This is a genomic window from Luteimonas viscosa (assembly GCF_008244685.1).
Lineage (GTDB): Bacteria > Pseudomonadota > Gammaproteobacteria > Xanthomonadales > Xanthomonadaceae > Luteimonas > Luteimonas viscosa.
Genome location: NZ_VTFT01000001.1, coordinates 398471 through 418808 on the forward strand (window position 1 = coordinate 398471; position 20338 = coordinate 418808).

Annotated in this window: 21 protein-coding genes and 1 tRNA gene; 3 read left to right on the forward strand and 19 right to left on the reverse strand. The window is 69.2% G+C overall.

Annotated features, from left to right (window positions below; genetic code table 11):
- Positions 1-10 precede the first annotated feature (10 nt).
- The 13 genes from nuoI to tpiA all read right to left on the reverse strand — a co-directional run bounded on the left by nuoI (position 11) and on the right by tpiA (position 10474).
- Positions 11-499 carry an NADH-quinone oxidoreductase subunit NuoI gene (gene nuoI, locus FZO89_RS01845; RefSeq protein WP_149101663.1) on the reverse strand — a complete coding sequence of 163 codons (489 nt, stop codon included), beginning with the start codon at positions 497-499 and terminating at the stop codon, positions 11-13.
- A complete protein-coding gene (nuoH, locus tag FZO89_RS01850; RefSeq protein ID WP_149101664.1) occupies positions 499-1602 on the reverse strand; it encodes an NADH-quinone oxidoreductase subunit NuoH in 1104 nt (367 codons plus the stop codon). The genes nuoI and nuoH overlap by 1 nt, the downstream gene beginning before the upstream one ends.
- Entirely contained in the window at positions 1599-3860 is a 2262-nt protein-coding gene (nuoG, locus tag FZO89_RS01855) for an NADH-quinone oxidoreductase subunit NuoG (protein WP_149101665.1), read from the reverse strand. The genes nuoH and nuoG overlap by 4 nt, the downstream gene beginning before the upstream one ends.
- Positions 3857-3988, reverse strand: coding sequence for a hypothetical protein (locus FZO89_RS18695; RefSeq protein WP_262378485.1), 132 nt, complete (start codon positions 3986-3988; stop codon positions 3857-3859). Before FZO89_RS18695 ends, nuoG begins: the two co-directional genes overlap by 4 nt.
- Positions 3985-5349 (reverse strand): NADH-quinone oxidoreductase subunit NuoF, encoded by a 1365-nt coding sequence (nuoF, locus tag FZO89_RS01860; RefSeq protein WP_149101666.1) that lies wholly within the window; start codon positions 5347-5349, stop codon positions 3985-3987. The genes FZO89_RS18695 and nuoF overlap by 4 nt, the downstream gene beginning before the upstream one ends.
- Positions 5349-5876, reverse strand: coding sequence for an NADH-quinone oxidoreductase subunit NuoE (nuoE, locus tag FZO89_RS01865; RefSeq protein ID WP_149101667.1), 528 nt, complete (start codon positions 5874-5876; stop codon positions 5349-5351). The genes nuoF and nuoE overlap by 1 nt, the downstream gene beginning before the upstream one ends.
- Before the next feature lie 124 nt (positions 5877-6000).
- Positions 6001-7323 carry an NADH-quinone oxidoreductase subunit D gene (locus FZO89_RS01870; protein ID WP_149101668.1) on the reverse strand — a complete coding sequence of 441 codons (1323 nt, stop codon included), beginning with the start codon at positions 7321-7323 and terminating at the stop codon, positions 6001-6003.
- The gene (locus FZO89_RS01875; protein ID WP_149101669.1) at positions 7320-8078 is read right to left on the reverse strand and encodes an NADH-quinone oxidoreductase subunit C; all 759 of its coding nucleotides are present in this window, start codon (positions 8076-8078) and stop codon (positions 7320-7322) included. Before FZO89_RS01875 ends, FZO89_RS01870 begins: the two co-directional genes overlap by 4 nt.
- On the reverse strand, positions 8075-8659 hold the full coding sequence (locus tag FZO89_RS01880) for a NuoB/complex I 20 kDa subunit family protein (protein WP_149101670.1): 585 nt from the start codon (positions 8657-8659) through the stop codon (positions 8075-8077). The genes FZO89_RS01875 and FZO89_RS01880 overlap by 4 nt, the downstream gene beginning before the upstream one ends.
- Entirely contained in the window at positions 8650-9006 is a 357-nt protein-coding gene (locus tag FZO89_RS01885; RefSeq protein ID WP_149101671.1) for an NADH-quinone oxidoreductase subunit A, read from the reverse strand. Before FZO89_RS01885 ends, FZO89_RS01880 begins: the two co-directional genes overlap by 10 nt.
- Before the next feature lie 74 nt (positions 9007-9080).
- A tRNA-Leu gene (locus FZO89_RS01890) sits at positions 9081-9165 on the reverse strand.
- A 53-nt stretch (positions 9166-9218) separates the two neighbouring features.
- A complete protein-coding gene (gene secG / locus FZO89_RS01895; protein ID WP_149101672.1) occupies positions 9219-9686 on the reverse strand; it encodes a preprotein translocase subunit SecG in 468 nt (155 codons plus the stop codon).
- A gap of 35 nt (positions 9687-9721) precedes the next feature.
- Positions 9722-10474, reverse strand: coding sequence for a triose-phosphate isomerase (gene tpiA / locus FZO89_RS01900; RefSeq protein WP_149101673.1), 753 nt, complete (start codon positions 10472-10474; stop codon positions 9722-9724).
- A gap of 70 nt (positions 10475-10544) precedes the next feature.
- Between tpiA and FZO89_RS01905 the strand changes: the two genes are divergently transcribed.
- Positions 10545-11345, forward strand: a complete 801-nt coding sequence (locus FZO89_RS01905) for an SDR family NAD(P)-dependent oxidoreductase (RefSeq protein WP_149101674.1) — start codon at positions 10545-10547, stop codon at positions 11343-11345.
- A 305-nt stretch (positions 11346-11650) separates the two neighbouring features.
- On the forward strand, positions 11651-12826 hold the full coding sequence (locus FZO89_RS01910) for a trypsin-like serine peptidase (protein ID WP_149101675.1): 1176 nt from the start codon (positions 11651-11653) through the stop codon (positions 12824-12826).
- 349 nt (positions 12827-13175) lie between these two features.
- Here the strand turns inward: FZO89_RS01910 and FZO89_RS01915 are convergent, their stop codons facing one another.
- The 5 genes from FZO89_RS01915 to trpB form a co-directional block, all read right to left on the reverse strand.
- The gene (locus tag FZO89_RS01915; RefSeq protein ID WP_149101676.1) at positions 13176-14114 is read right to left on the reverse strand and encodes an isopenicillin N synthase family dioxygenase; all 939 of its coding nucleotides are present in this window, start codon (positions 14112-14114) and stop codon (positions 13176-13178) included.
- A gap of 83 nt (positions 14115-14197) precedes the next feature.
- Positions 14198-15562: a phosphoglucosamine mutase gene (glmM, locus tag FZO89_RS01920; RefSeq protein WP_149101677.1), complete on the reverse strand. Its 1365-nt coding sequence runs from the start codon at positions 15560-15562 to the stop codon at positions 14198-14200.
- Positions 15559-16440 (reverse strand): acetyl-CoA carboxylase, carboxyltransferase subunit beta, encoded by an 882-nt coding sequence (gene accD, locus FZO89_RS01925; RefSeq protein WP_149101678.1) that lies wholly within the window; start codon positions 16438-16440, stop codon positions 15559-15561. The genes glmM and accD overlap by 4 nt, the downstream gene beginning before the upstream one ends.
- A gap of 209 nt (positions 16441-16649) precedes the next feature.
- A complete protein-coding gene (gene trpA, locus FZO89_RS01930) occupies positions 16650-17459 on the reverse strand; it encodes a tryptophan synthase subunit alpha (protein ID WP_149101679.1) in 810 nt (269 codons plus the stop codon).
- The gene (gene trpB / locus FZO89_RS01935) at positions 17456-18673 is read right to left on the reverse strand and encodes a tryptophan synthase subunit beta (RefSeq protein ID WP_149101680.1); all 1218 of its coding nucleotides are present in this window, start codon (positions 18671-18673) and stop codon (positions 17456-17458) included. The genes trpA and trpB overlap by 4 nt, the downstream gene beginning before the upstream one ends.
- 95 nt (positions 18674-18768) lie before the next feature.
- On the opposite strand from trpB, the gene FZO89_RS01940 reads away from it, so the two are divergent.
- Complete coding sequence (locus tag FZO89_RS01940; protein WP_222928072.1) at positions 18769-19662, forward strand: LysR family transcriptional regulator; 894 nt, start codon at positions 18769-18771, stop codon at positions 19660-19662.
- 3 nt (positions 19663-19665) lie between these two features.
- On the opposite strand, the gene FZO89_RS01945 is transcribed toward FZO89_RS01940, so the two are convergent.
- On the reverse strand, positions 19666-20322 hold the full coding sequence (locus FZO89_RS01945) for a phosphoribosylanthranilate isomerase (protein WP_149101682.1): 657 nt from the start codon (positions 20320-20322) through the stop codon (positions 19666-19668).
- Positions 20323-20338: the final 16 nt, after the last annotated feature.

Genomic DNA, 20338 nt, shown 5'->3' on the forward strand with positions numbered 1-20338 from the left:
GGTCGGTCGCTTATCGGAAGGCGGCGTCGGCGGCGCGGCGCTCGGCGATCTCGGCCTCGAGGCGGTCGCCGATCGCCAGCAGCTTGGGCTTGGTGAGGATGTTCTCGCCCCGGTTCTCGAAGTGGTACTCGTGCACGTGGGTCTCGACGATCGAGTCCACCGGGCACGATTCCTCGCAGAAGCCGCAGTAGATGCACTTGAACAGGTCGATGTCGTAGCGCGTGGTGCGGCGGGTGCCGTCCTCGCGCGGTTCGGAATCGATGGTGATCGCCAGGGCCGGGCACACCGCCTCGCACAGCTTGCAGGCGATGCAGCGTTCCTCGCCGTTCGGGTAGCGGCGAAGCGCATGCAGGCCACGGAAACGCGGCGACTGCGGCGTCTTCTCCATCGGGTACATGAGCGTGTACTTCGGGCGGAACAGGTACCTGAGCGTCAGCGCCAGGCCGCCGATCAGCTCCAGCAGCAGCAGGCTCCGGAACCAGGAAACGAACTTGCCCATCACTGCCCTGCCTCGAACACGCCGAAGTACGCCATCAACGCCACCGCCACGATCCAGCCGATGCTCAGCGGGATGAAGACCTTCCAGCCCAGCCGCATGATCTGGTCGTAGCGGTAGCGCGGGAACGAGGCGCGGAACCAGATGAAGCAGCTGGCGAAGAAGAACACCTTCGCGAACAGCCACCACCAGCCGTCGCCCAGGATCACGCCGAGCACGGGAATGTCCGGAATCCATGCCGCCGGAATCGGAGAGAGCCAGCCGCCGAGGAAGAAGATCGGGGTCAGGAAGCTGACCAGGATCATGTTCGCGTACTCGGCGAGGAAGAACAGCGCGAACGCCGAGCCCGAATACTCGACCATGTGGCCGGCGACGATCTCCGACTCGCCCTCGACCACGTCGAACGGCGCGCGGTTGGTCTCGGCCACGCCGGAAATGAAGTAGACGACGAACAGCGGCAGCATCGGCAACCAGAACCATTCGAACAGGCCGGCATCGCCCGACTGCGCCATCACGATCCGCGACAGGTTCAGGCTTCCCGCGCCGACCATCACGCCGACCAGGGCAAAGCCCATCGCGATCTCGTAGCTCACGACCTGCGCAGCGGAGCGCATCGCCCCGAGGAACGCGTACTTCGAATTCGACGCCCAGCCGGCGAGGATGATGCCGTACACGCCGAGCGAGGTCATCGCCAGCAGGTAGAGCAGACCCGCATTCGCGTTCGAAAGCACCAGTTGCGCATCGAACGGCACGACCGCCCAGGCCGCGAACGCAGGCGCGAGGGTCAGCAGCGGCGCCAGGATGTATAGCGCCTTCTGCGCGTTGGTCGGCTGGATGACTTCCTTGAACAGAAGCTTGAACACGTCGGCGAAGGCCTGCAGCACGCCCCAGCCGACGTACATCGGCCCGTGCCGCACGTGCATCCAGCCGATCAGCTTGCGTTCCCAGACCACGTAGAACGCGACCGCGAGGATCACCGGCACCGCGATCGCGAGCACCTTGAGCACGATCCACACGATCACCCCGAGCGCGCCCAGCGACAGCAGCCACTCGTGCAGCGGCGCGGTCCAGCCCGACAGCAGCGTGGCGGTATTGGTCGCGCTCATGCGGCCACCACCGTGACGTTGCCCGAGCCGAGTGCCGCGGTCGCGCCATGGCCGGATTCGACCCAGGCGCAGCCCGGGGCGACGGCATCGCTGACGTTGACCTGCAACGTCGCGGTGCCGGCGGCGTTCGCGACCTTCGCCATCGCGCCATTCTCCAGCTGCGCAGCGCGCGCGTCGTCCGGATGCAGACTGATGCGCGGGCCGACGTTGAGCGGATGCGCCTGCAGCGCCTGTGCGCGACGGGTGAGCCCGTCGACGCGGTAGATCGCCTGCGACACCGCAAGTTCGAAACCTTCGCCCGGAGACGCCGGGGCCTTCCCGCCGCGCAGAGCAGCAGGCTGCGCCGCCTGCAACCCGCTGCGCAGGCCGGCAAGATCGGTGAATGCGAACTCCGGCAGGTCGAGGGCGGCGGCGAGCGCCCGCAACACGGTCCAGCCCTGTCGGGCCGCACCCGGCAGCTTGCCGGCGGCGACCGCACGCTGGTCGCGGCCATCGAGGTTGGTGAGCGTCGCGTCGTTCTCGAACAGGGTCGCGATCGGCAGGATCACGTCCGCGACGCGGCGCGTGGACTGGCATGCGAAGTGACTGAACGCCACCACCTGTGCGCCGCCCAGCGCCTTCAGCGCTCCGGCCTGGTCTGCGAAATCGAGGCCCGGCTCGATGCCGTACAGCAGGTACGCGCTGCGCGGCCGGGCGAGCATCGCGCCTGCATCGAGCGCCGACGGCAGCACGCCATGGCGCGCCAGTCCGACTGCGTTCGCGCCCTGCGGGATCCGGCACAGCGCGGCGTTGGCGTTACGCGCGAAGTCGGCCGCCGCCGCGCGGATCGCAGCGGCATGCACGCCGTTCTCGGCCACGGCGCCCACGATCACGGCGATCCGGTCCGCACCCTTCACTGCGTCCGCCAGTCGAGCGGAGGCAAGCGCGGCGGCCACCTGCGACGGCGCCACGATCGTCTTCGAGGCGATGTCGAACGCGAACTCGAAATCGACCGGGCCGACCACGTGCACCTTCGCCCCGCGCAGGAACGCCTTGCGCACACGCTGGTGCAGCAGCGGCACCTCGTGTCGCAGGTTGCAGCCCACGATCACGATCGCGTCGGCCAGTTCGATCTCCGCCGCCGGCATCGCGAAGGGCTCGGCCACCGCGCCGTCGGACAGGTCGCGCTGGGCGATGCGGTGATCGAGGTTGCCGGTCCCCAGGCCCTCGGCGAGACGTGCCAGCAGCGCACCCTCCTCGTTAGAGGTCGCCGGATGTACCAGCACGCCCAGGTTGTCGGCGGCGTTGTCGCGCAGGATCTGCGCGGCCTTCGCCAGCGCCTCGTCCCACGTCGCCTCGCGCCAGTCGCCATCGTCGCCGTTGGACGCCACGCGCAGCAGCGGCTGCACGGCGCGATCCCCGGCGTACAGGCCCTGGTGCGAGTAACGGTCCCGGTCGGACAGCCAGCACTCGTTGACCGCCTCGTTGTCGCGCGGCACCGCACGCATCACGTCGCCGCGGCGCAGGTGCAGGAACAGGTTGCTGCCGAGCGCGTCGTGGAAGCCCAGGGATTCCTTCGCGATCAGTTCCCACGGGCGCGCGCGGAAGCGGAACACCTTGTTGGTCAGCGCACCCACCGGGCACACGTCGATCACGTTGCCAGACAGTTCCGTGGTCAGCGGCTTGCCGTCGTAGGTGCCGATCTGCAGGTTCTCGCCGCGCTGCATACCGCCCAGCTCGTAGGTGCCGGCGATCTCCGCGGTGAAGCGGACGCAGCGCGTGCACTGGATGCAGCGGGTCATCTCCGTGGCCACCAGCGGGCCCATGTCCTCGTCGGCGATCACGCGCTTGCGCTCGACGAAGCGGCTGACCGAGCGGCCATAGCCGAGGGACAGGTCCTGCAGCTCGCACTCGCCGCCCTGGTCGCAGATCGGACAGTCGAGCGGATGGTTGATCAGCAGGAACTCCATCACGTTGCGCTGCGCCTTGAGCGCTTTCTCGTTGCGCGTGAACACCTTCAAGCCGTCCATTACCGGCGTGGCGCAGGCCGGCGACGGCTTCGGCGCGGAACGCCCGCCGACCTCGGTGTCGACCAGGCACATGCGGCAGTTGGCGGCGATCGACAGCTTGTCGTGGTAGCAGAAACGCGGGATCGGGATGCCGGCCTTGTCGGCGGCATGGATGATCATCGAACCCTTGGGCGCGGCCAGCTCGACCCCGTCGATGAAGACGGTGACGTGGTCCGGCGGCAGGTTCGGGTTGACGGGCTGTGCGCTCATTGGTTCGCTCCTTGCGGAGCGGTGACTGGTGATTGGTGATTGGTGATTGGGAAAAGCGGCGGCATATCGGCTTTTCCGCCTTCGCGAATCACGAATGACCCATCACGAATCACGGCTTCTGCGCTCATGCCGCCACCGCCTTCTGCACCACGGTGCCCGCGAGCTGGTCGTCGACCAGGAACCGGCGGTTGACGATCGCGTATTCGAACTCATGCCAGAAATGGCGCAGGAACCCCTGCACGGGCCACGCCGCGGCCTCGCCGAAGGCGCAGATGGTGTGGCCTTCGATCTGGCCCGCCGCGGCACGCAGCATGTGCAGGTCGTCGAGCGTGGCTTCCATGTTCGCGATGCGGGTCAGCACCCGGTACATCCAGCCGGTGCCCTCGCGGCACGGCGTGCACTGGCCGCAGCTCTCCTTGAAGTAGAAGCGCGCGATGCGCCGGCAGGCGCGAACCATGCAGGTGCTGTCGTCCATCACGATCACCGCGGCGGAGCCCAGGCCGGAGCCGGCCTTCTGCAGCGCGTCGTAATCCATGGTCAGGCCCATGATGGTGTCGGCCGGCAGTACCGGCATCGACGATCCGCCCGGGATCACGCCCTTGAGCTTGCGCCCGGGGCGCAGGCCGCCGGCGATCTCGAGCAGTTCCGCGAACGGGATGCCCAGGCGCAACTCGTAGTTGCCGGGCCGGGTGACGTGGCCGGAGACCGAGAAGATCTTGCAGCCGCCGTTGTTCGGCTTGCCCAGGCCCAGGAACCACTCGGCGCCGTTGCGCACGATCGCCGGCACCGAGGCGAAGGTCTCGGTGTTGTTGATCGTGGTCGGCTTGCCGTACAGGCCGAAGTTGGCCGGGAACGGCGGCTTGAACCGCGGCTGGCCCTTCTTGCCTTCCAGCGACTCCATCAGCGCGGTCTCTTCGCCGCAGATGTAGGCGCCGGCGCCGAGCGCGTTGTACAGGTCGATGTCGATGCCCGAGCCGAGGATGTCCTTGCCGAGCCAGCCGTTGGCGTAGGCCTCGCGGGTGGCTTCCTCGAGGTGCTCGAACGGCTCGTGGTGGAACTCGCCGCGCAGGTAGTTGTAGCCCACGCTCGCGCCGGTGGCGTAGCAGGCGATCGCCATGCCCTCGATCACCGAATGCGGGTTGTAGCGCAGGATGTCGCGGTCCTTCGCCGTGCCCGGTTCGGATTCGTCGGAGTTGCAGAGGATGTACTTCTGCATCTCGCCCTTGGGCATGAAGCTCCACTTCAGGCCGGTGGGGAAGCCCGCGCCGCCGCGGCCGCGCAGGCCGGACTGCTTGACCATCTCGATCACGTCCGTCGGCGCGATCTTCTCTTCCAGGATCCTGCGCAACGCGCTGTAGCCGCCGGTCTTGAGATAGTTCTCGTACGACCAAGGCTTGTCGAAATGCAGCGTGGTGTAGACGGCCTGGTGCTCCTTCGGCGCGGGGCCGACGGGGCCGTAGCCTTCCGAATAATGCGAATGTCCGGCCATCACTTCAGCCCGTCCAGCAGCTCGTCCACGCGTTCGGGCGTGAGCTTCTCGTGGTAGTGCCCGTTGATCACGACCACCGGCGCGCCACAGCACGCGGCGACGCATTCTTCCTCGCGCTTGAGGTAGACGCGGCCGTCGGCGGTGGACTCGCCCAGCCTGCAGCCGAGCTTCTTCTCGGCGTGCGCGACCAGGTCCTCCGCGCCGTTGAGCCAGCAACTGATGTTGGTGCAGAAGGCGACGTTGTTGCGCCCCACCCGCTCGGTCTCGAACATCGAATAGAAGGTCGCCACCTCGTAGGCCCACACCGGCGGCAGGTCCAGGTACTTCGCGACGCCCGCGATCAACTCGTCGCTCAGCCAGCCGCCGTTCTGCTCCTGCGCCGCATGCAGGCCCTGCAGCACGGCCGAGCGCTTGCGGTCCGGCGGGAACTTGGCCAGCCAGTGGTCGATGTGCGAACGCGTGGCATCGCTCAGCACGACCATCGGGTCGACGTTGCGCGCATTCTCGAAGTTGCCGGTGGCTTTCATGAGCGAAGGGATTCGGGATTCGGAATACGGGATTGGAAACAGCCGGGAACGAAGTCGGATCGATTGCAGGGAACACTGGTGTGCCCACGCGAATCCCCAATCCCCAATCCCGAATCCCGGCTTCTCATCGATCGATCTCGCCGAACACGATGTCGTAGGTGCCGATCATCGCCACCACGTCGGCCAGCATGTGGCCCTTCACGATCTCGTCCATCGACGACAGGTGCGCGAACCCGGGCGCGCGCAGGTGCACGCGGAACGGCTTGTTGGCGCCATCGCTGACCAGGTAGCAGCCGAACTCGCCCTTCGGCGCTTCGACCGCGCAGTAGGTCTCGCCGGCGGGCACGCAATAGCCCTCGGTGAACAGCTTGAAGTGGTGGATCAGCGCTTCCATGTCGTCCTTCATCTCCTCGCGGGAGGGAGGCGCGACCTTGTAGTTGTCGATCATCACCGGGCCGGGATTCGCCCGCAGCCAGCGCACGCACTGCTCGACGATCCGGGTGGACTGGCGCATCTCGGCCACGCGCACCAGGTAACGGTCGTAGCAGTCGCCGTTGACGCCGACCGGGATGTCGAAATCGACCGCGTCGTACTTCGCGTAGGGCTGCTTCTTGCGCAGGTCCCAGGCCACGCCCGAGCCGCGCAGCATCGGCCCGGTCATGCCCCAGGCCAGCGCCTGCTCCGGCGGAATCACGCCGATGCCGACCGTGCGCTGCTTCCAGATCCGGTTGTCGGTCAGCAGCGTCTCGTACTCGTCGATTCGCGCCGGGAAGTCCTTGGCGAACGCCTCGAGGTAGTCGAGCATCGAACCTTCGCGCCAGGCGTTGAAGCGCTTGAGCTTGTCGCCCTTGCGCCACGGCGACTCGCGGTACTGCGGCATGCGGTCCGGCAGGTCGCGGTAGACGCCGCCGGGACGGTAGTAGGTCGCGTGCATGCGCGCGCCCGACACCGCCTCGTAGACGTCCATCAGTTCCTCGCGCTCGCGGAACGCGTACAGGAACACCGCCATCGCGCCCAGGTCGAGCGCGTTCGAACCGATCCACATCAGGTGGTTGAGGATCCGCGTGACCTCGTCGAACAGCGTGCGGATGTACTGCGCGCGCTCCGGCGCCTCGATGCCCATCAGGGTCTCGATCGCGAGCACGTAGGCGTGCTCGTTGCACATCATCGACACGTAGTCGAGCCGGTCCATGTAGCCGATCGACTGGTTGAACGGCTTGGACTCGGCGAGCTTCTCGGTGCCGCGGTGCAACAGGCCGATGTGCGGATCGGCGCGGATCACGGTCTCGCCGTCCATCTCCAGGATCAGGCGCAACACGCCATGCGCGGCCGGATGCTGCGGGCCGAAATTCAGGGTGTAGTTGCGGATCTCCTGGCGACCCTCGGCCACGCTGCTGGCGAAGCCTTCGCTCGACTGCGGCACGGGGACATGCGGAACGGCGCTCATTTCGCGTCTCCGGTACGGCGCGCCATCTGTTCGCCGACCGCGGTCTGGTAGCGCGCATCGTCGCGGATCACGCGCGGCACGTTGACGCGCGGCTCGACCGAGGTCACCGGCTCGTACACCACCCGCTTCTTCTCCGCGTCGTAGCGCACCTCGACGTTGCCGATCAGCGGGAAGTCCTTGCGGAACGGATGCCCGATGAAGCCGTAGTCGGTGAGGATCCGGCGCAGGTCGGGATGGCCCTGGAAGATGATGCCGAACAGGTCGAACGCCTCGCGCTCGAACCAGTTGGCGACCGGCCAGAGGCCGGTCAGCGACGACACCACCGGCAGGTCGTCGCTGGGCGCGAAGCAGGTCACGCGCACGCGTCGGTTGTGCCGGACCGACAGCAGTTGCGCGACGGCGGCGAAACGGCGCTGCGGCACCGGAATCGCGCCGATGCCGTCGGGCTGCGCCAGCTGTTGCGTCGTCGCCTCGCCGAAGCCGAATCGTCCGGGCCCACGCCCCTCGACGCCGCGGCTGAAGCCTTCGGAGGACGAATCGGTGTCCCACTCGTCCGCACCGTAACCCAGGTAGTCCGCGCCGCACAGGTCGACCAGCGACTCGAAGCCGAACTCGTCGCGCAGCGTGGTGCAGGCCTCGAGCCAGTCGCCGGAGGTGACGATGCCGACTTCGCCCCGCGGCATCGCCACGGACACCACGCCATCGGGGAAGCGCGCGCGCAGACGCTCGACGAACACGGACAACGGCTCGCTCATTCGCGCAGCCCCGTCTTCTCGTCGCCGAAGTTGCTGGCGCGGCGGATCTTCTTCTGCAACTGCAGGATGCCGTAGACCAGCGCCTCGGCGGTCGGCGGGCAGCCGGGCACGTAGATGTCGACCGGCACGATCCGGTCGCAGCCGCGCACCACCGCATAGGAATAGTGGTAGTAGCCGCCGCCGTTGGCGCAGCTGCCCATCGAGATCACCCACTTCGGGCTGGGCATCTGGTCGTAGACCTTGCGCAGCGCCGGTGCCATCTTGTTGACCAGGGTGCCGGCCACGATCATCACGTCGGACTGGCGCGGCGACGGGCGGAACACCACGCCGTAGCGGTCGAGGTCCAGGCGCGCGGCGCCGGCGTGCATCATCTCCACCGCGCAGCAGGCCAGCCCGAAGGTCATCGGCCACATCGAACCGGTGCGCGCCCAGTTGAGCAGCACGTCGGAGCTGGTGGTGACGAAGCCGCGCTCGAGCAGCGGATTCTCGCCCTCGGGGCGCAGGATGTCGTCGAGCCGGCCCTCGGGCAGCGGATTGCTGGCCGAATCCGCGAGGCCGCGGATCGCCTGGATCACTCCCATTCCAGCGCTCCCTTCTTCCACACGTAGATGAACCCGAGCAGCAGCATGCCCACGAAGATGCCCATCTCGACCAGGCCGAGCGGGCCGAGCTCGCGGAACACCGTCGCCCACGGCACGATGAAGATGATTTCCAGGTCGAAGATGATGAACTGGATGGCGATCAGGTAGTAGCGCACGTCGAACTGCATGCGCGCGTCCTCGAACGCGGAGAAGCCGCATTCGTAGGGCGACAGCTTTTCCGGCGACGGGCGCTTCGGGCCCAGCAGGTTGCCGATGATCAGCAACGCGATGCCGATACCGGTGGCAACGATCAGGAACAGCAGGGTCGGCAGGTATTCGGCCAGCACGCGTTGTTCTCTCGGCTACTTGCCGCGTCGCCGCGGCCGTTGCTCGGCGCGCCGGGACGCGCGCAATCGACTAGTGGTGCCCAAGGGGGGACTCGAACCCCCACGACCGAAGCCGCTACCACCTCAAGGTAGTGCGTCTACCAATTCCGCCACCTGGGCAAATTCAAGCTGCCGCGAAGACCGCCGCGGCATTGCAGCAATTGTAAGCCTTCCTACTGCGTTTGCGCAGGCGGTTCGGCGTCTTCCGCCGGCGGTGCGGATTCCGCAGGCGCCGCGGGCACGGTCGAATCCCGTGCGGGCGCGGCGTCCGGTTGCGCATCCGGCGCGGCCGGCACCTCCGGCGTGACGGAAGGCGCCTCGGGCACGGCCACTGCACCCGGGGCGGCCGGCGCCGCCGGCACCTGCGACATCACGCCGAGGTCGGTGTCCGCCACCGGATCCACCGCCTGATGGGTGGCGTACCACGCCATGAACAGGGTGATCGCGAAGAACGCGATGGCCAGCCACTTGGTGGCCTTGCTGAGGAAATTGGCGGAGCCGCGCGCGCCGAACACGGTGGACGAGGCGCCGCCACCGAAACCGGAACCGGCCGACGCGCCGGCGCCGCGCTGCATGAGGATCAGCGCGATCATCGCGATCGCGACCAGGACGAACAGGATGTTGAGGGTCAACAGCAGCATTGCGGCCTACTCGGGATGTCTTCTGGACCGGCCGCTCAGCGGACGGCCGCGCGGGCAATGGCGAGGAAATCCGCCGCCACCAGCGAGGCGCCGCCGATCAGGCCGCCGTCGATGTCCGCCTGGGCGAACAGTTCGGCGGCATTGGCCGGCTTGACGCTGCCGCCGTACAGGATCGGCAGCGAATCGCCAATTCTAGCATCCTGCGCCGCGACCTGGCCACGAATGAAGGCGTGCACCTCCTGCGCCTGTTCCGGGCTCGCCGTGCGCCCGGTCCCGATCGCCCAGACCGGCTCGTAGGCCACCACCGCCCCGGCGAATCGAGCAACGCCCGCCAGCTCCAGTACCGGCTTCAGCTGCGAGGCGACCACCTCTTCGGTGCGCCCCGATTCGCGGTCTTCCAGGGTCTCGCCCAGGCACAGGATCGGGACCAGGCCGGCATTGGACGCCGCCAGGAACTTCTTCGCGACCAGCTCGCTGCCCTCCGAATGGTGCTGGCGACGCTCCGAGTGCCCGACCAGCCCGTAGCGCGCGCCGACATCGAGCAGCATCCGCGCGGAGACCTCGCCGGTGAACGCGCCCTCCTCGTTGTGGCTGACGTCCTGTGCACCGAACGCCACGGGATAGGCCTCGAAATCCTCGATCAGGTCCCCGAGGTACGGCAGCGGCGGCAAGACCACGACGTCCACGCCCGACAGAGGCAGTTGCGCGGCCACATCGCTGACCAGCGAGGTCGCGAACTCCCGCGTTCCGTACAGCTTCCAGTTTCCGGCTACGATCTTGCGGCGCATGACCACCGGCCCCGTTGCGAGAGATGCCGCACAGGATAGCCGATCGCCCCGAACGACCGAGGAACCCTTCATGCCCCAGGCCCGCGGCCATGCCCTCGTCACCGGCGCCTCCAGCGGCATCGGCACGGCGATCGCGCGAGAGTACGCGCGGCGCGGGGTTCCGCTGGTCCTGACCGCCCGACGCGAGGACCGGCTGCAGGCGCTCGCGGAAGAGCTCGGCGGCGGGGTCGATGTGCACGTGGTCCCGGCCGACCTCGCCGACCCTGCTGCACCGCGAAGCCTGGCCGCCAAGGTGGAGGCCCTCGGCGTGCCGCTGCGGGTGCTCGTCAACAATGCCGGCTACGGTGTGCCGGGCCGCTACCTGCGCAGCGACTGGGCCACGCATGCCGCATTCCTGCAGGTGATGGTCGGCGCGGTTTCGGAACTGACCTGGCGGTTGCTGCCGGCGCTGCGTGCCTGCGGCGATGGCCGCATCCTCAACGTCGCCTCCTTCGCCGCACTGGTGCCGTCCGCGGACGGGCAGACGCTGTACGCGCCGGCGAAGGCGTTCATGCTCAGGTTCACCGAATCGCTTGCGCTGGAGAACGCCGATGCCGGCGTGCACGCCACCGCCCTGTGCCCCGGATTCACCCGCTCCGAGTTCCACGACGTCACCGGCACGCGCGCAATGATGTCCAGGCTGCCGAAGTGGATGTGGCTGGACGCGGCCGACGTCGCCAGGGCCGGCATCGATGCGGTGGAGCGCGGACAGGTACTGGTGGTGCCGGGCGCGGCCTACAGGCTGCTGCGTTTCGCCAGCAAGCACCTGCCTGACCGCTTCGTGTTGCGGCGCATGGCACGCAATTCCGCGCGCATCCGCAGCATCGACTGAACCTCGGCCTGCGCCGCCGCCTGCCGTGTAGGAAAACCCTGATTCGCGTGTAGGACACGCGTCCGGCTGTCCGCGCGTCCTCGCGACGGGCGTTGTCAGCAGTGGACACGCAGCACGGAGATCGACGTTCCCGTCGCCGGAAGGGGCCGCGAGGGGAACCACGGAAACGAGGGCCAGGCGCGGTTGGCGCGCCACGCCCGCCAACGGCATCCGTTCCGCCCGCCGGGCGGAGCGCAGGGGTCGTACTGCCTGTCCCGGCGCGGCGAATTCCCGTCGCGGCGACCCACAGCAAGAGCACACACGCAATGACACTCCGTTCCAACATCGCAAGCAACCGCAGCCATGCCGCGACTGGCTCCAGCGCCTTCGCCGCGATCATTCTCGCCGCATTGGCGGCGACCTCCGCGCAGGCGTCCGAGAAGGTGGTGCGCACCCCCGACGGCGACGTCACCGTGTTGACCGCGGCCGGCGGCGCGCAGCAGAAGATCCTCTCCAGCGCTTCCGCGCATCCATTCGCCACCGAAAAGCAGCGCGCCGCGGCCACGCCGCTGGCGTGGCCCGAGGCCGACACGGTCGCACCCAAGGGGGCGCCGGAAAGCGCGCTGCCGCCCGCGCGCCGTCCGTTCCTCGACACCTCGTCCGCCGGCGGCGCGGCGCTGCCCTTCGCCGAGTACCTCGCCCGACAGCAGTTCGGCGAGGCCTGGCGCAAGATCGAGACGATGCAGGACGACGCCCTCCAGGGCGCGAAAGACGCCGGCGAGAAGGACGGCGCGCACCATCCCTACATCCGCTATCCGGGCAACTTCTACACCTTCCAGTGGACGGCGGCGCCCTGGAACAAGATCGGCAAGCTGTACTTCACCACCCCAAGCGGCGGCAGCTCGTACTGCACCGCGAACGTCGCCAGCGGCAACTCGGTGCTCGTCACCGCCGCGCACTGCGTCTACACCCGCGGCCAGGGCTTCAACCGCAACTTCGTGTTCGTGCCGGCCGACCGCTACGGCGTCGCGCCCTACGGCCGCTACGGCTGGCAGTCGGCGACCGTGCTCAACGAGTGGATCAACAACGGCGGCCGCCGCTGGGACGTGGCGGTGATCAGGCTGGCCGGGGAAGCGACCACCGGACAGCCGGTGACCAACTACGTCGGCTGGCTGGGGCGCAGCTGGGACTGGGGCTATTCGCAGTCGATCTACTCGCACGGCTACGCCAGCAACCTCAGCACCCAGTACACCCACATCTGCGCCGGCCAGAGCTACAGCTCGAGCTGGGAAGGCACCGACGTGCTGGTGCAGGGCTGCGACATGACCTACGGCAGCAGCGGCGGCGGCTGGCTGCGCAACTACACGCCCAACTCGCACGGCGGCAACCACGTCAACGGCGTGGTCAGCGGCCCGCACATCGGCGACTTCGGCAACAGCTACGTGGGCCCGCGCTTCAGCAGCGCCAACATCGTGCCGCTGTGCAACGTGGCCGGTTGCTGATCGCGAGTCGCCGTTGAGGAAGGGGGCGGGCGTACGGCCCGCTCCCCTCTTTTCTCGGCTCTTCTCCCTACTGCGGGACGGCTGCCGTTCTGCGAGGCAGCCGATCAGGGTTTCGGACGGACGCCGCGCCCTGGCGCCCGGGAATCGCTCTTCGCTCGGCAGGGCATCCTGCCCTGACTCGCGCGCAAGACATCCATGTCTTGCTGGCCGCGATCCCCGGGCGCCAGGGCGCGGCGTCCATCCAGAGTCCTGGCAGGGACTCTCTCATCGGCGATCGAATGGAAGAAGAAGCCCCATGCAGGCGATTGGCGCAGCGCCGGTCCGACGTTGCGCGACGTTGCGCCTGCGGCTACTTCAGTTTGATCTCGCGCAGGCGCTGCTCGAGGAAACCGTGCGCGGTGATCGGCTCGGGATACCGGCTCGGGTTGTCCGGCGTGATGCACGAAGGCAGCACGTCGATCAGGAAGTCCGGGTTCGGGTGCAGGAAGAACGGCACCGAGTAACGCGGCTGTCGCGCGGCATCGCCGGGCGGATTCACCACGCGGTGGATGGTCGAGGGATAGACGTGGTTGGTCAGGCGCTCGAGCATGTCGCCGATGTTGACCACGATGGTGTCGCCCTCGGAGGTGAACGGCACCCACTCGCCCTTCTTCGACTGGACTTCCAGGCCCGCGGTGGAGGCGCCGACCAGCAGGGTGATGAAGTTGATGTCGCCATGCGCGCCCGCGCGCACGTTGGGGATGTCGTCGGCGGTGATCGGCGGATAGTGGATCGGGCGCAGGATCGAGTTGCCGAAGTTGGTCTTGTCGGCGAAGAAGTCGGCCGGCAGGTCGATATGCAGCGCCAGCGCCGACAGCACGCGCGAGCCCAGCGCGTCGAGCGCGTTGTAGAGCGCCAGCCCCCGCTCGCGGAACTCGGGGACTTCCTCGGGCCAGATGTTCGGCGGCATCACGTCGCGGTATTTCGACTCCTCCGGCAGCTCCCGGCCGATGTGGTAGAACTCCTTCAGGTCGAAATGCTTCGAACCCTTCGCGGTCTCGATCCCGAACGGCGTATAGCCACGGGCGCCCCCCTGCCCCGGCACGTGGTAGCGACGCTTCACCTCGTCGGGCAGTCCATAGAAGGCACGGAACGCCGCGTAGGCGTCGTCGATCAGTGCCTGGGGGATACCGTGGTGGCTGATGCCGGCGAAGCCCCACTCGCGGTAGGCCGCACCGAGTTCGGCGACGAAGGCATCGCGGTCGCCTTCGAAACGGCGGATGTCGAGGGTGGGGATACGCGCACTCATCTTGGGCTCCGGGACATTCGGCGGACCGGGACATTGGGCCACGCGCACGGTCGGGCCGCCGTGATCCCGATCAAGGGCATGGTTCAGCGCTCGGCCGCGGCACGGACCGCGCCGGCCAGGGCCTCCAGCGTGGACAGCACCAGCGCCTCGTCGTCGGCCTCGACCGTGACCCGCACCACCGGCTCGGTGCCGGACGGGCGCAGGAAGGCGCGCCCCCGCCCTTCCACGGCCGCCTGCGCGGCGGCGAGCGCGGCCTTCACCCCGTCCGCCTCGGCCGGTTTCGCACCGTTGGCGTAGCGCACGTTGACGGTCTTCTGCGGCAGCTTGCGCACGCCGGTCAACGCCTGCTGCAGGGTGGTGCCCCGACGCCGCAGCACCTCCAGCACCTGCAGCGCGCTGATGATGCCGTCGCCGGTGGTGGCGCGGTCCAGGCACAGCAGGTGGCCGGAGGCTTCGCCGCCGAGGATGCCACCGTGCTCGAGCAGCGCCTGGTGGACGTAGCGATCGCCGACCCTGGTGCGCAGGAAGCCGATCCCGGCCTTCGCCAGCGCCTGTTCGAAGCCGTAGTTGGTCATCACCGTGCCGACCACCGGGCCACGCAGGCGGCCGCTGGCCTGCCAGTCCAGCGCGAGCACGTACAGCAGGTCGTCGCCGTCGCGCACGGTGCCGTCGCTGTCGACGAACAGCAGGCGGTCGCCGTCGCCGTCGAAGGCGATGCCGAGCTCTGCGCCCGTCTCGCGCACGCGCGCGGCCAGGCCTTCCGGGTGCATGGAGCCGACGCCGTCGTTGATGTTGGTGCCGTTGGGCGAAACCCCGATCGTCTCGACCTGGGCGCCGAGCTCGGCCAGCACCATCGGCCCGATCTGGTAGGTCGCCCCGTTGGCGCAGTCGACCACGATCCGCATGCCACCGAGATCGAAACTGCGCGAGACCGATCCCTTGCAGGCCTCGACGTAGCGGCCCACCGCGTCGCGCGTGCGCACCGCCTTGCCCAGCTGTTCCGACGAGACCGTGCTGAACGGGGTTTCCAGCGAGGCTTCGATCGCCAGCTCGGTGGCGTCGTCGAGCTTCTCGCCGTCGGCGGAGAAGAATTTGATGCCGTTGTCGTAGTGCGGATTGTGCGAGGCGGAAATCACGATGCCGCCGTCGGCGCGCATCGAGCGGGTGAGATGCGCCACCGCTGGCGTCGGCATCGGTCCCATCAGCTGCACGTCCACGCCCGCCGCCACCAGCCCGGCCTCCAGCGCCGCCTCGAACATGTAGTTCGAGATCCGGGTGTCCTTGCCGATGATCACCTGCGGCTTGCGCCACTCCCCGCCCTGCCCGGCCGCCGCCGCGCGCAGGGCGTGGCCGTAGGCGTTGCCCAGGCGCAGCACGAAATCGGCCGAGATCGCGCCCTCGCCGACGCGGCCCCGGATGCCGTCGGTTCCGAAGTATTTCCGGCTCATGCGGCAACGTCCTGCGGCACCGGCTGCCGGGTCATCATCGCCACCAGGGTGGCGATCCGGTTGCGCAGCTCGCGACGGTCGCAGATCTGGTCGATCGCGCCGTGCTCGAGCAGGAACTCCGAGCGCTGGAAGCCCTCGGGCAGGGTCTCGCGCACGGTCTGCTCGATCACGCGCGGGCCGGCGAAGCCGATCAGCGCGTCGGGCTCGGCCATGTTGACATCGCCCAGCATCGCGAACGAGGCCGAGACGCCGCCGGTGGTGGGGTGGGTCATCACCGAGATGTAGGGCAGCCCCGCGGCGCGAAGGCGGCCGAGCGCCGCGGAGGTCTTGGCCATCTGCATCAGCGAGAACAGGCTCTCCTGCATGCGCGCGCCGCCGCTGGCGGAGAAACAGACGAAGCCCGAGCCGATCTCCAGCGCGCGCTCGGCCCCGAGCGCGAAGCGCTCGCCCACCACCGAGCCCATCGACCCGCCCATGTAGGCGAAATCGAACGCGGCGGCGACCATCGGCATCTGCCTGAGCCTGCCTTCCATCACGATCAGCGCGTCGCGCTCGCCGGTGGCCTTCTGCGCGGCCTTGATGCGGTCGGCGTACTTCTTCTGGTCGCGGAACCTGAGCACGTCGGTCGGGCCGAGTTCGCCGCCGATCTCGTGCAGCGTGCCCGGATCGAGGAAGGCCTTGAGCCGGGCGCGGGCGCGGATCGGGCGATGGAAGCCGCACTTCGGGCAGACCTCGAGGTTTTCCTCGAGCTCGGGGCCGTAGAGCACCGCGGCGCAGCGCTCGCATTTTTCCCACAGCCCCTCGGGCACGCTGCGCTTGCGGGTCACGCCGCTGTCGGTGCGGATGCGCGGCGGCATCAGTTTCTTCAACCAGCTCATGCCTGGGTCGAGTCCGGTCGCGGTCGCGCCGCGGAAGGCGCGCAGTTTAGCGCAAGGCCCGGTGCCGGCTCCGAGTCCCGGCCGCCCCGGCACCTGCAGCGGCAGTCGCCGCGCGACGCCAACCTGCCGCCTTGCAAGACATTGAACCGCAAGGAGAACCAGCCGCTTCGGTCGCGGCGGGCCGCAAGCCGGGCCGTCGGGCGCGGGGTTCAGTCCAGTGCGGCCCGCAAGGGCGCGAGAAACGCGCGGGCGCGGGCCGCCGCGTCGGTGACATCGGCGGCGTCTGCCAGCGCCGAGACCAGCGCGCTGCCGACCACCACCCCGTCCGCGTCCCGCGCCATCGCCGCCGCGCCGGCCGCGTCGCGGATGCCGAAGCCCGCCACCACCGGCACTTCGGCACCGGCGCGGATCCGCCGCAGGTGGTCGGCGGCTACCACCGTGTCGAGCCGCTCCGAGGCGCCCGTCACCCCGGCGAAGCTGACGTAATAGAGATAGCCGCTCGCGTTCGCCAGCAGGGCCGCAAGGCGCGCGTCGGTGGTGGTCGGAGAGGCCAGCAGGATCAGGTCGATGCCGTGCGCGGTGAACGCGTCGCGGAACTCCGGCGCCTCCTCGGGCGGCAGGTCGACCAGCAGCACGCCGTCGACCCCCGCCTCCGCCGCCTCGCGCGCGAACCGCGCCGCGCCGCGGATCTCGACCGGATTGAGATAGCCCATCAGCACCAACGGCGTGTCCGGATCTCCGCCGCGGAAGGCCTGCACCGCCTCCAGCACCCAGGTCAGTCCGGCGCCGCGCGCCAGCGCGCGCTCCGAGCTGCGCTGGATCGTCGGCCCGTCGGCCATCGGGTCGGAAAACGGCACGCCGAGTTCGATCACGTCCGCACCGGCCTCGACCAGCGCATGCATAACCGGCACCGTCGATTCCAGCGACGGATCTCCGGCGGTGACGAAGGGGATCAGTGCCTTGCGGCCGCCGGCCGCGAGCTTCGCGAACCTGCGTCGCAGGCGGTCCGGCCGGCTCATACCTCCACCCCCTCGCGCGCGGCGATGGTGTGCACATCCTTGTCGCCGCGACCGGAGAGGTTGCACAGCACCAGCGCGTCCTTCGGCAGTTCGCGCGCCAGCTTGATCGCCTGGGCCACGGCGTGGCTGGATTCGAGCGCAGGCAGGATGCCCTCGCTGCGGGTCAGGCGATGGAAGGCGGCCAGCGCTTCCTCGTCGGTGACGCCGACGTACTCGGCGCGGCCGCTGTCCTTGAGGAAGGCGTGCTCGGGGCCGACGCCGGGATAGTCGAGGCCGGCGGAGATCGAATGGGTTTCGGTGATCTGGCCATCGTCGTCGCAGATCACGTAGGTGCGGTTGCCATGCAGCACGCCGACCCGCCCGGCCGCCAGCGACGATGCGTGGCGCCCGGTGTCGATGCCCTCGCCCGCCGCCTCGGCGCCGACGATGCGCACGCCCGCGTCGTTGAGGAAGGCGTGGAACAGGCCGATCGCGTTGCTGCCGCCGCCGACGCAGGCGGTGATCGCGTCCGGCAGGCGGCCGAAATCCTCCAGCATCTGCGCGCGCGCCTCGCGGCCGACCACCGCGTTGAAGTCGCGCACCATTCGCGGGTACGGGTCGGGCCCGGCCACGGTGCCGATGATGTAGAAGGTGTCGCGCACGTTGGTCACCCAGTCGCGCATCGCCTCGTTGAGCGCGTCCTTGAGCGTGGCCGATCCCGAGGTCACCGGGACCACGGTCGCGCCCAGCAGCTTCATGCGGTAGACGTTGATCTTCTGGCGCTCGATGTCGGTCGCACCCATGTAGACCACGCACTCCAGCCCCAGGCGTGTGGCCACGGTGGCGCTGGCCACGCCGTGCTGGCCGGCGCCGGTCTCGGCGATGATCCGGGTCTTGCCCATGCGGCTGGCCAGCAGCGCCTGGCCGATGGTGTTGTTCACCTTGTGCGCGCCGGTGTGGTTGAGGTCCTCGCGCTTGAGCAGGATCTGCGCGCCGCCCACCTCGCGGCTCAACCGTTCGGCGTGGTAGATCGGGCTCGGCCGGCCGACGTAGTGCTTGAGGTCCTTGTCGTAGGCGGCGACGAAGGCCGGGTCGACGCGCGCGGCGTCGTAGGCCGCCGCCAGTTCCTCGAGCGGCCCGATCAGGGTCTCGGCGACGAAGCGGCCACCGTGGCGGCCGAAGTGACCGGCCGCATCCGGATAGGCGTGGAAATCGAAGGGAGTCTGGAGATGCATGGCGGGTCGCGGCAGCGGGAAGGAATCCACCCTAACGCACGCATCAAGCATGGGAAACCGATAATATCGGACAAACTCGTCAGGAAAACTCAATGATGACCAGCCGTGTCCTGCCCTCGCTCAACGCCTTGCGCGCCTTCGAGGCGACCGCGCGACTGGGCAGCGTGGCGCGCGCGGCCGGCGAACTGCACGTCACCCCCGGCGCGGTCAGCCGCCAGTTGCACCTGCTGCAGGAGGACCTCGGAACCGGGCTGTTCGTGCGAGCCGGTCGCGGCCTGCGCCTGACGGACGCCGGCGAACGGTTGCGCGACGCGACCCGCACGGCCTTCGACCAGTTGCAGGCGACCGTGCGCACGCTGCGCCGGGGAACGGCTTCCGGCACCCGCGTCATCGGCTGCCCCGGCAGCCTGCTCGCGCGCTGGATGATCCCGCGCCTCGAGCGCCTGCATGCCGACCTGCCCGGGCTGCACCTGCACCTGTCGCCGCACGACGGCGAGTTCGATCCTGCCCTGCCCGGCCTCGACGCCGCGCTGCTGATCGGGGCGCCGCCCTGGCCTTCGCACTGGCGCGTGCATGCGCTGGCGCCGGAGCGGATCGGCCCGGTGCTCAATCCGCGCCATCCCGCGTTCGCGCGCCTGTCCGGCCAACCGGCCGCGGCGCTGGCGGCGGAAGAGCTGCTGCATACCGCCTCGCGGCCACAGGCCTGGCCGCAGTGGGCGCGCCGACAGGGCCTCGATCCCGCGCGGCTCCGGTTCGGCACCGGCTTCGAACACCTGTACTACCTGCTCGAAGCCGCGGTCGCCGGCCTCGGCATCGCGATCGCGCCGGAGCCGCTGGTCGCCGCGGACGTCGCCGCCGGCCGGCTGGCCGCGCCCTGGGGCTTCATCGAGACCGGGGCGCAATGGTGCCTGTGCGCGCCGGTCGCCGGGGATGCGCAGCTCGAACGGCTCGCCGGCTGGTTGCGTGGCGAGTTCGCGGCCGGCGGCTGAGCTTCAGCCGCAGTCCGCGCGACGGACTTCCTCGACGAACCTGCGCATGCGCGCGCCGTCCTTGACCCCGGGTGCCTCGCCCGGCGCCTCCACGCCGCTGGCCACGTCCACGCCCCAGGGCCGGGTGGCCAGGACCGCGTCGTGGATGTTGTCCGGGGTCAGTCCGCCTGCCACGAGGATCGGCTTGGTCATCCCGCGCGGCGCCAGCGACCAGTCGAAGGCGCGCCCGGTGCCGCCAGCCTCGCCGGGGGCGTGGGCATCGAGCAGGAACCCCGCCGCCGAGGGATAGCGCGCGTGCAGCGCCAACGGATCGGGGGACGCGCCCGCCCCCATCGCCACCGCCTTGATGTACGGCAGGCCGAACATGCGGCAGAACGCCTCGTCCTCGTCGCCGTGAAACTGCAGCAGCGACGGCCTGACCACGCCGACCACCTGGCGCACCTCTTCGGCGTCGTTGTTCATGAACAGGGCGACCGCGTCGACCATCGGTGCCAGCGCCTCGCGCATCGCCGCCGCCTGGTCGGGTTCGAGCCGGCGCGGACTCGGCACAGCGAACACGAAGCCCACGGCATCGACGCCGAGTTCGCCGGCAAGGCGGACGTCGCCGGGGCGGGTCATGCCACAGAACTTGATGCGCGTGCGGAACAGCGGTGACGACATGGCGGCCTTTCCTGGG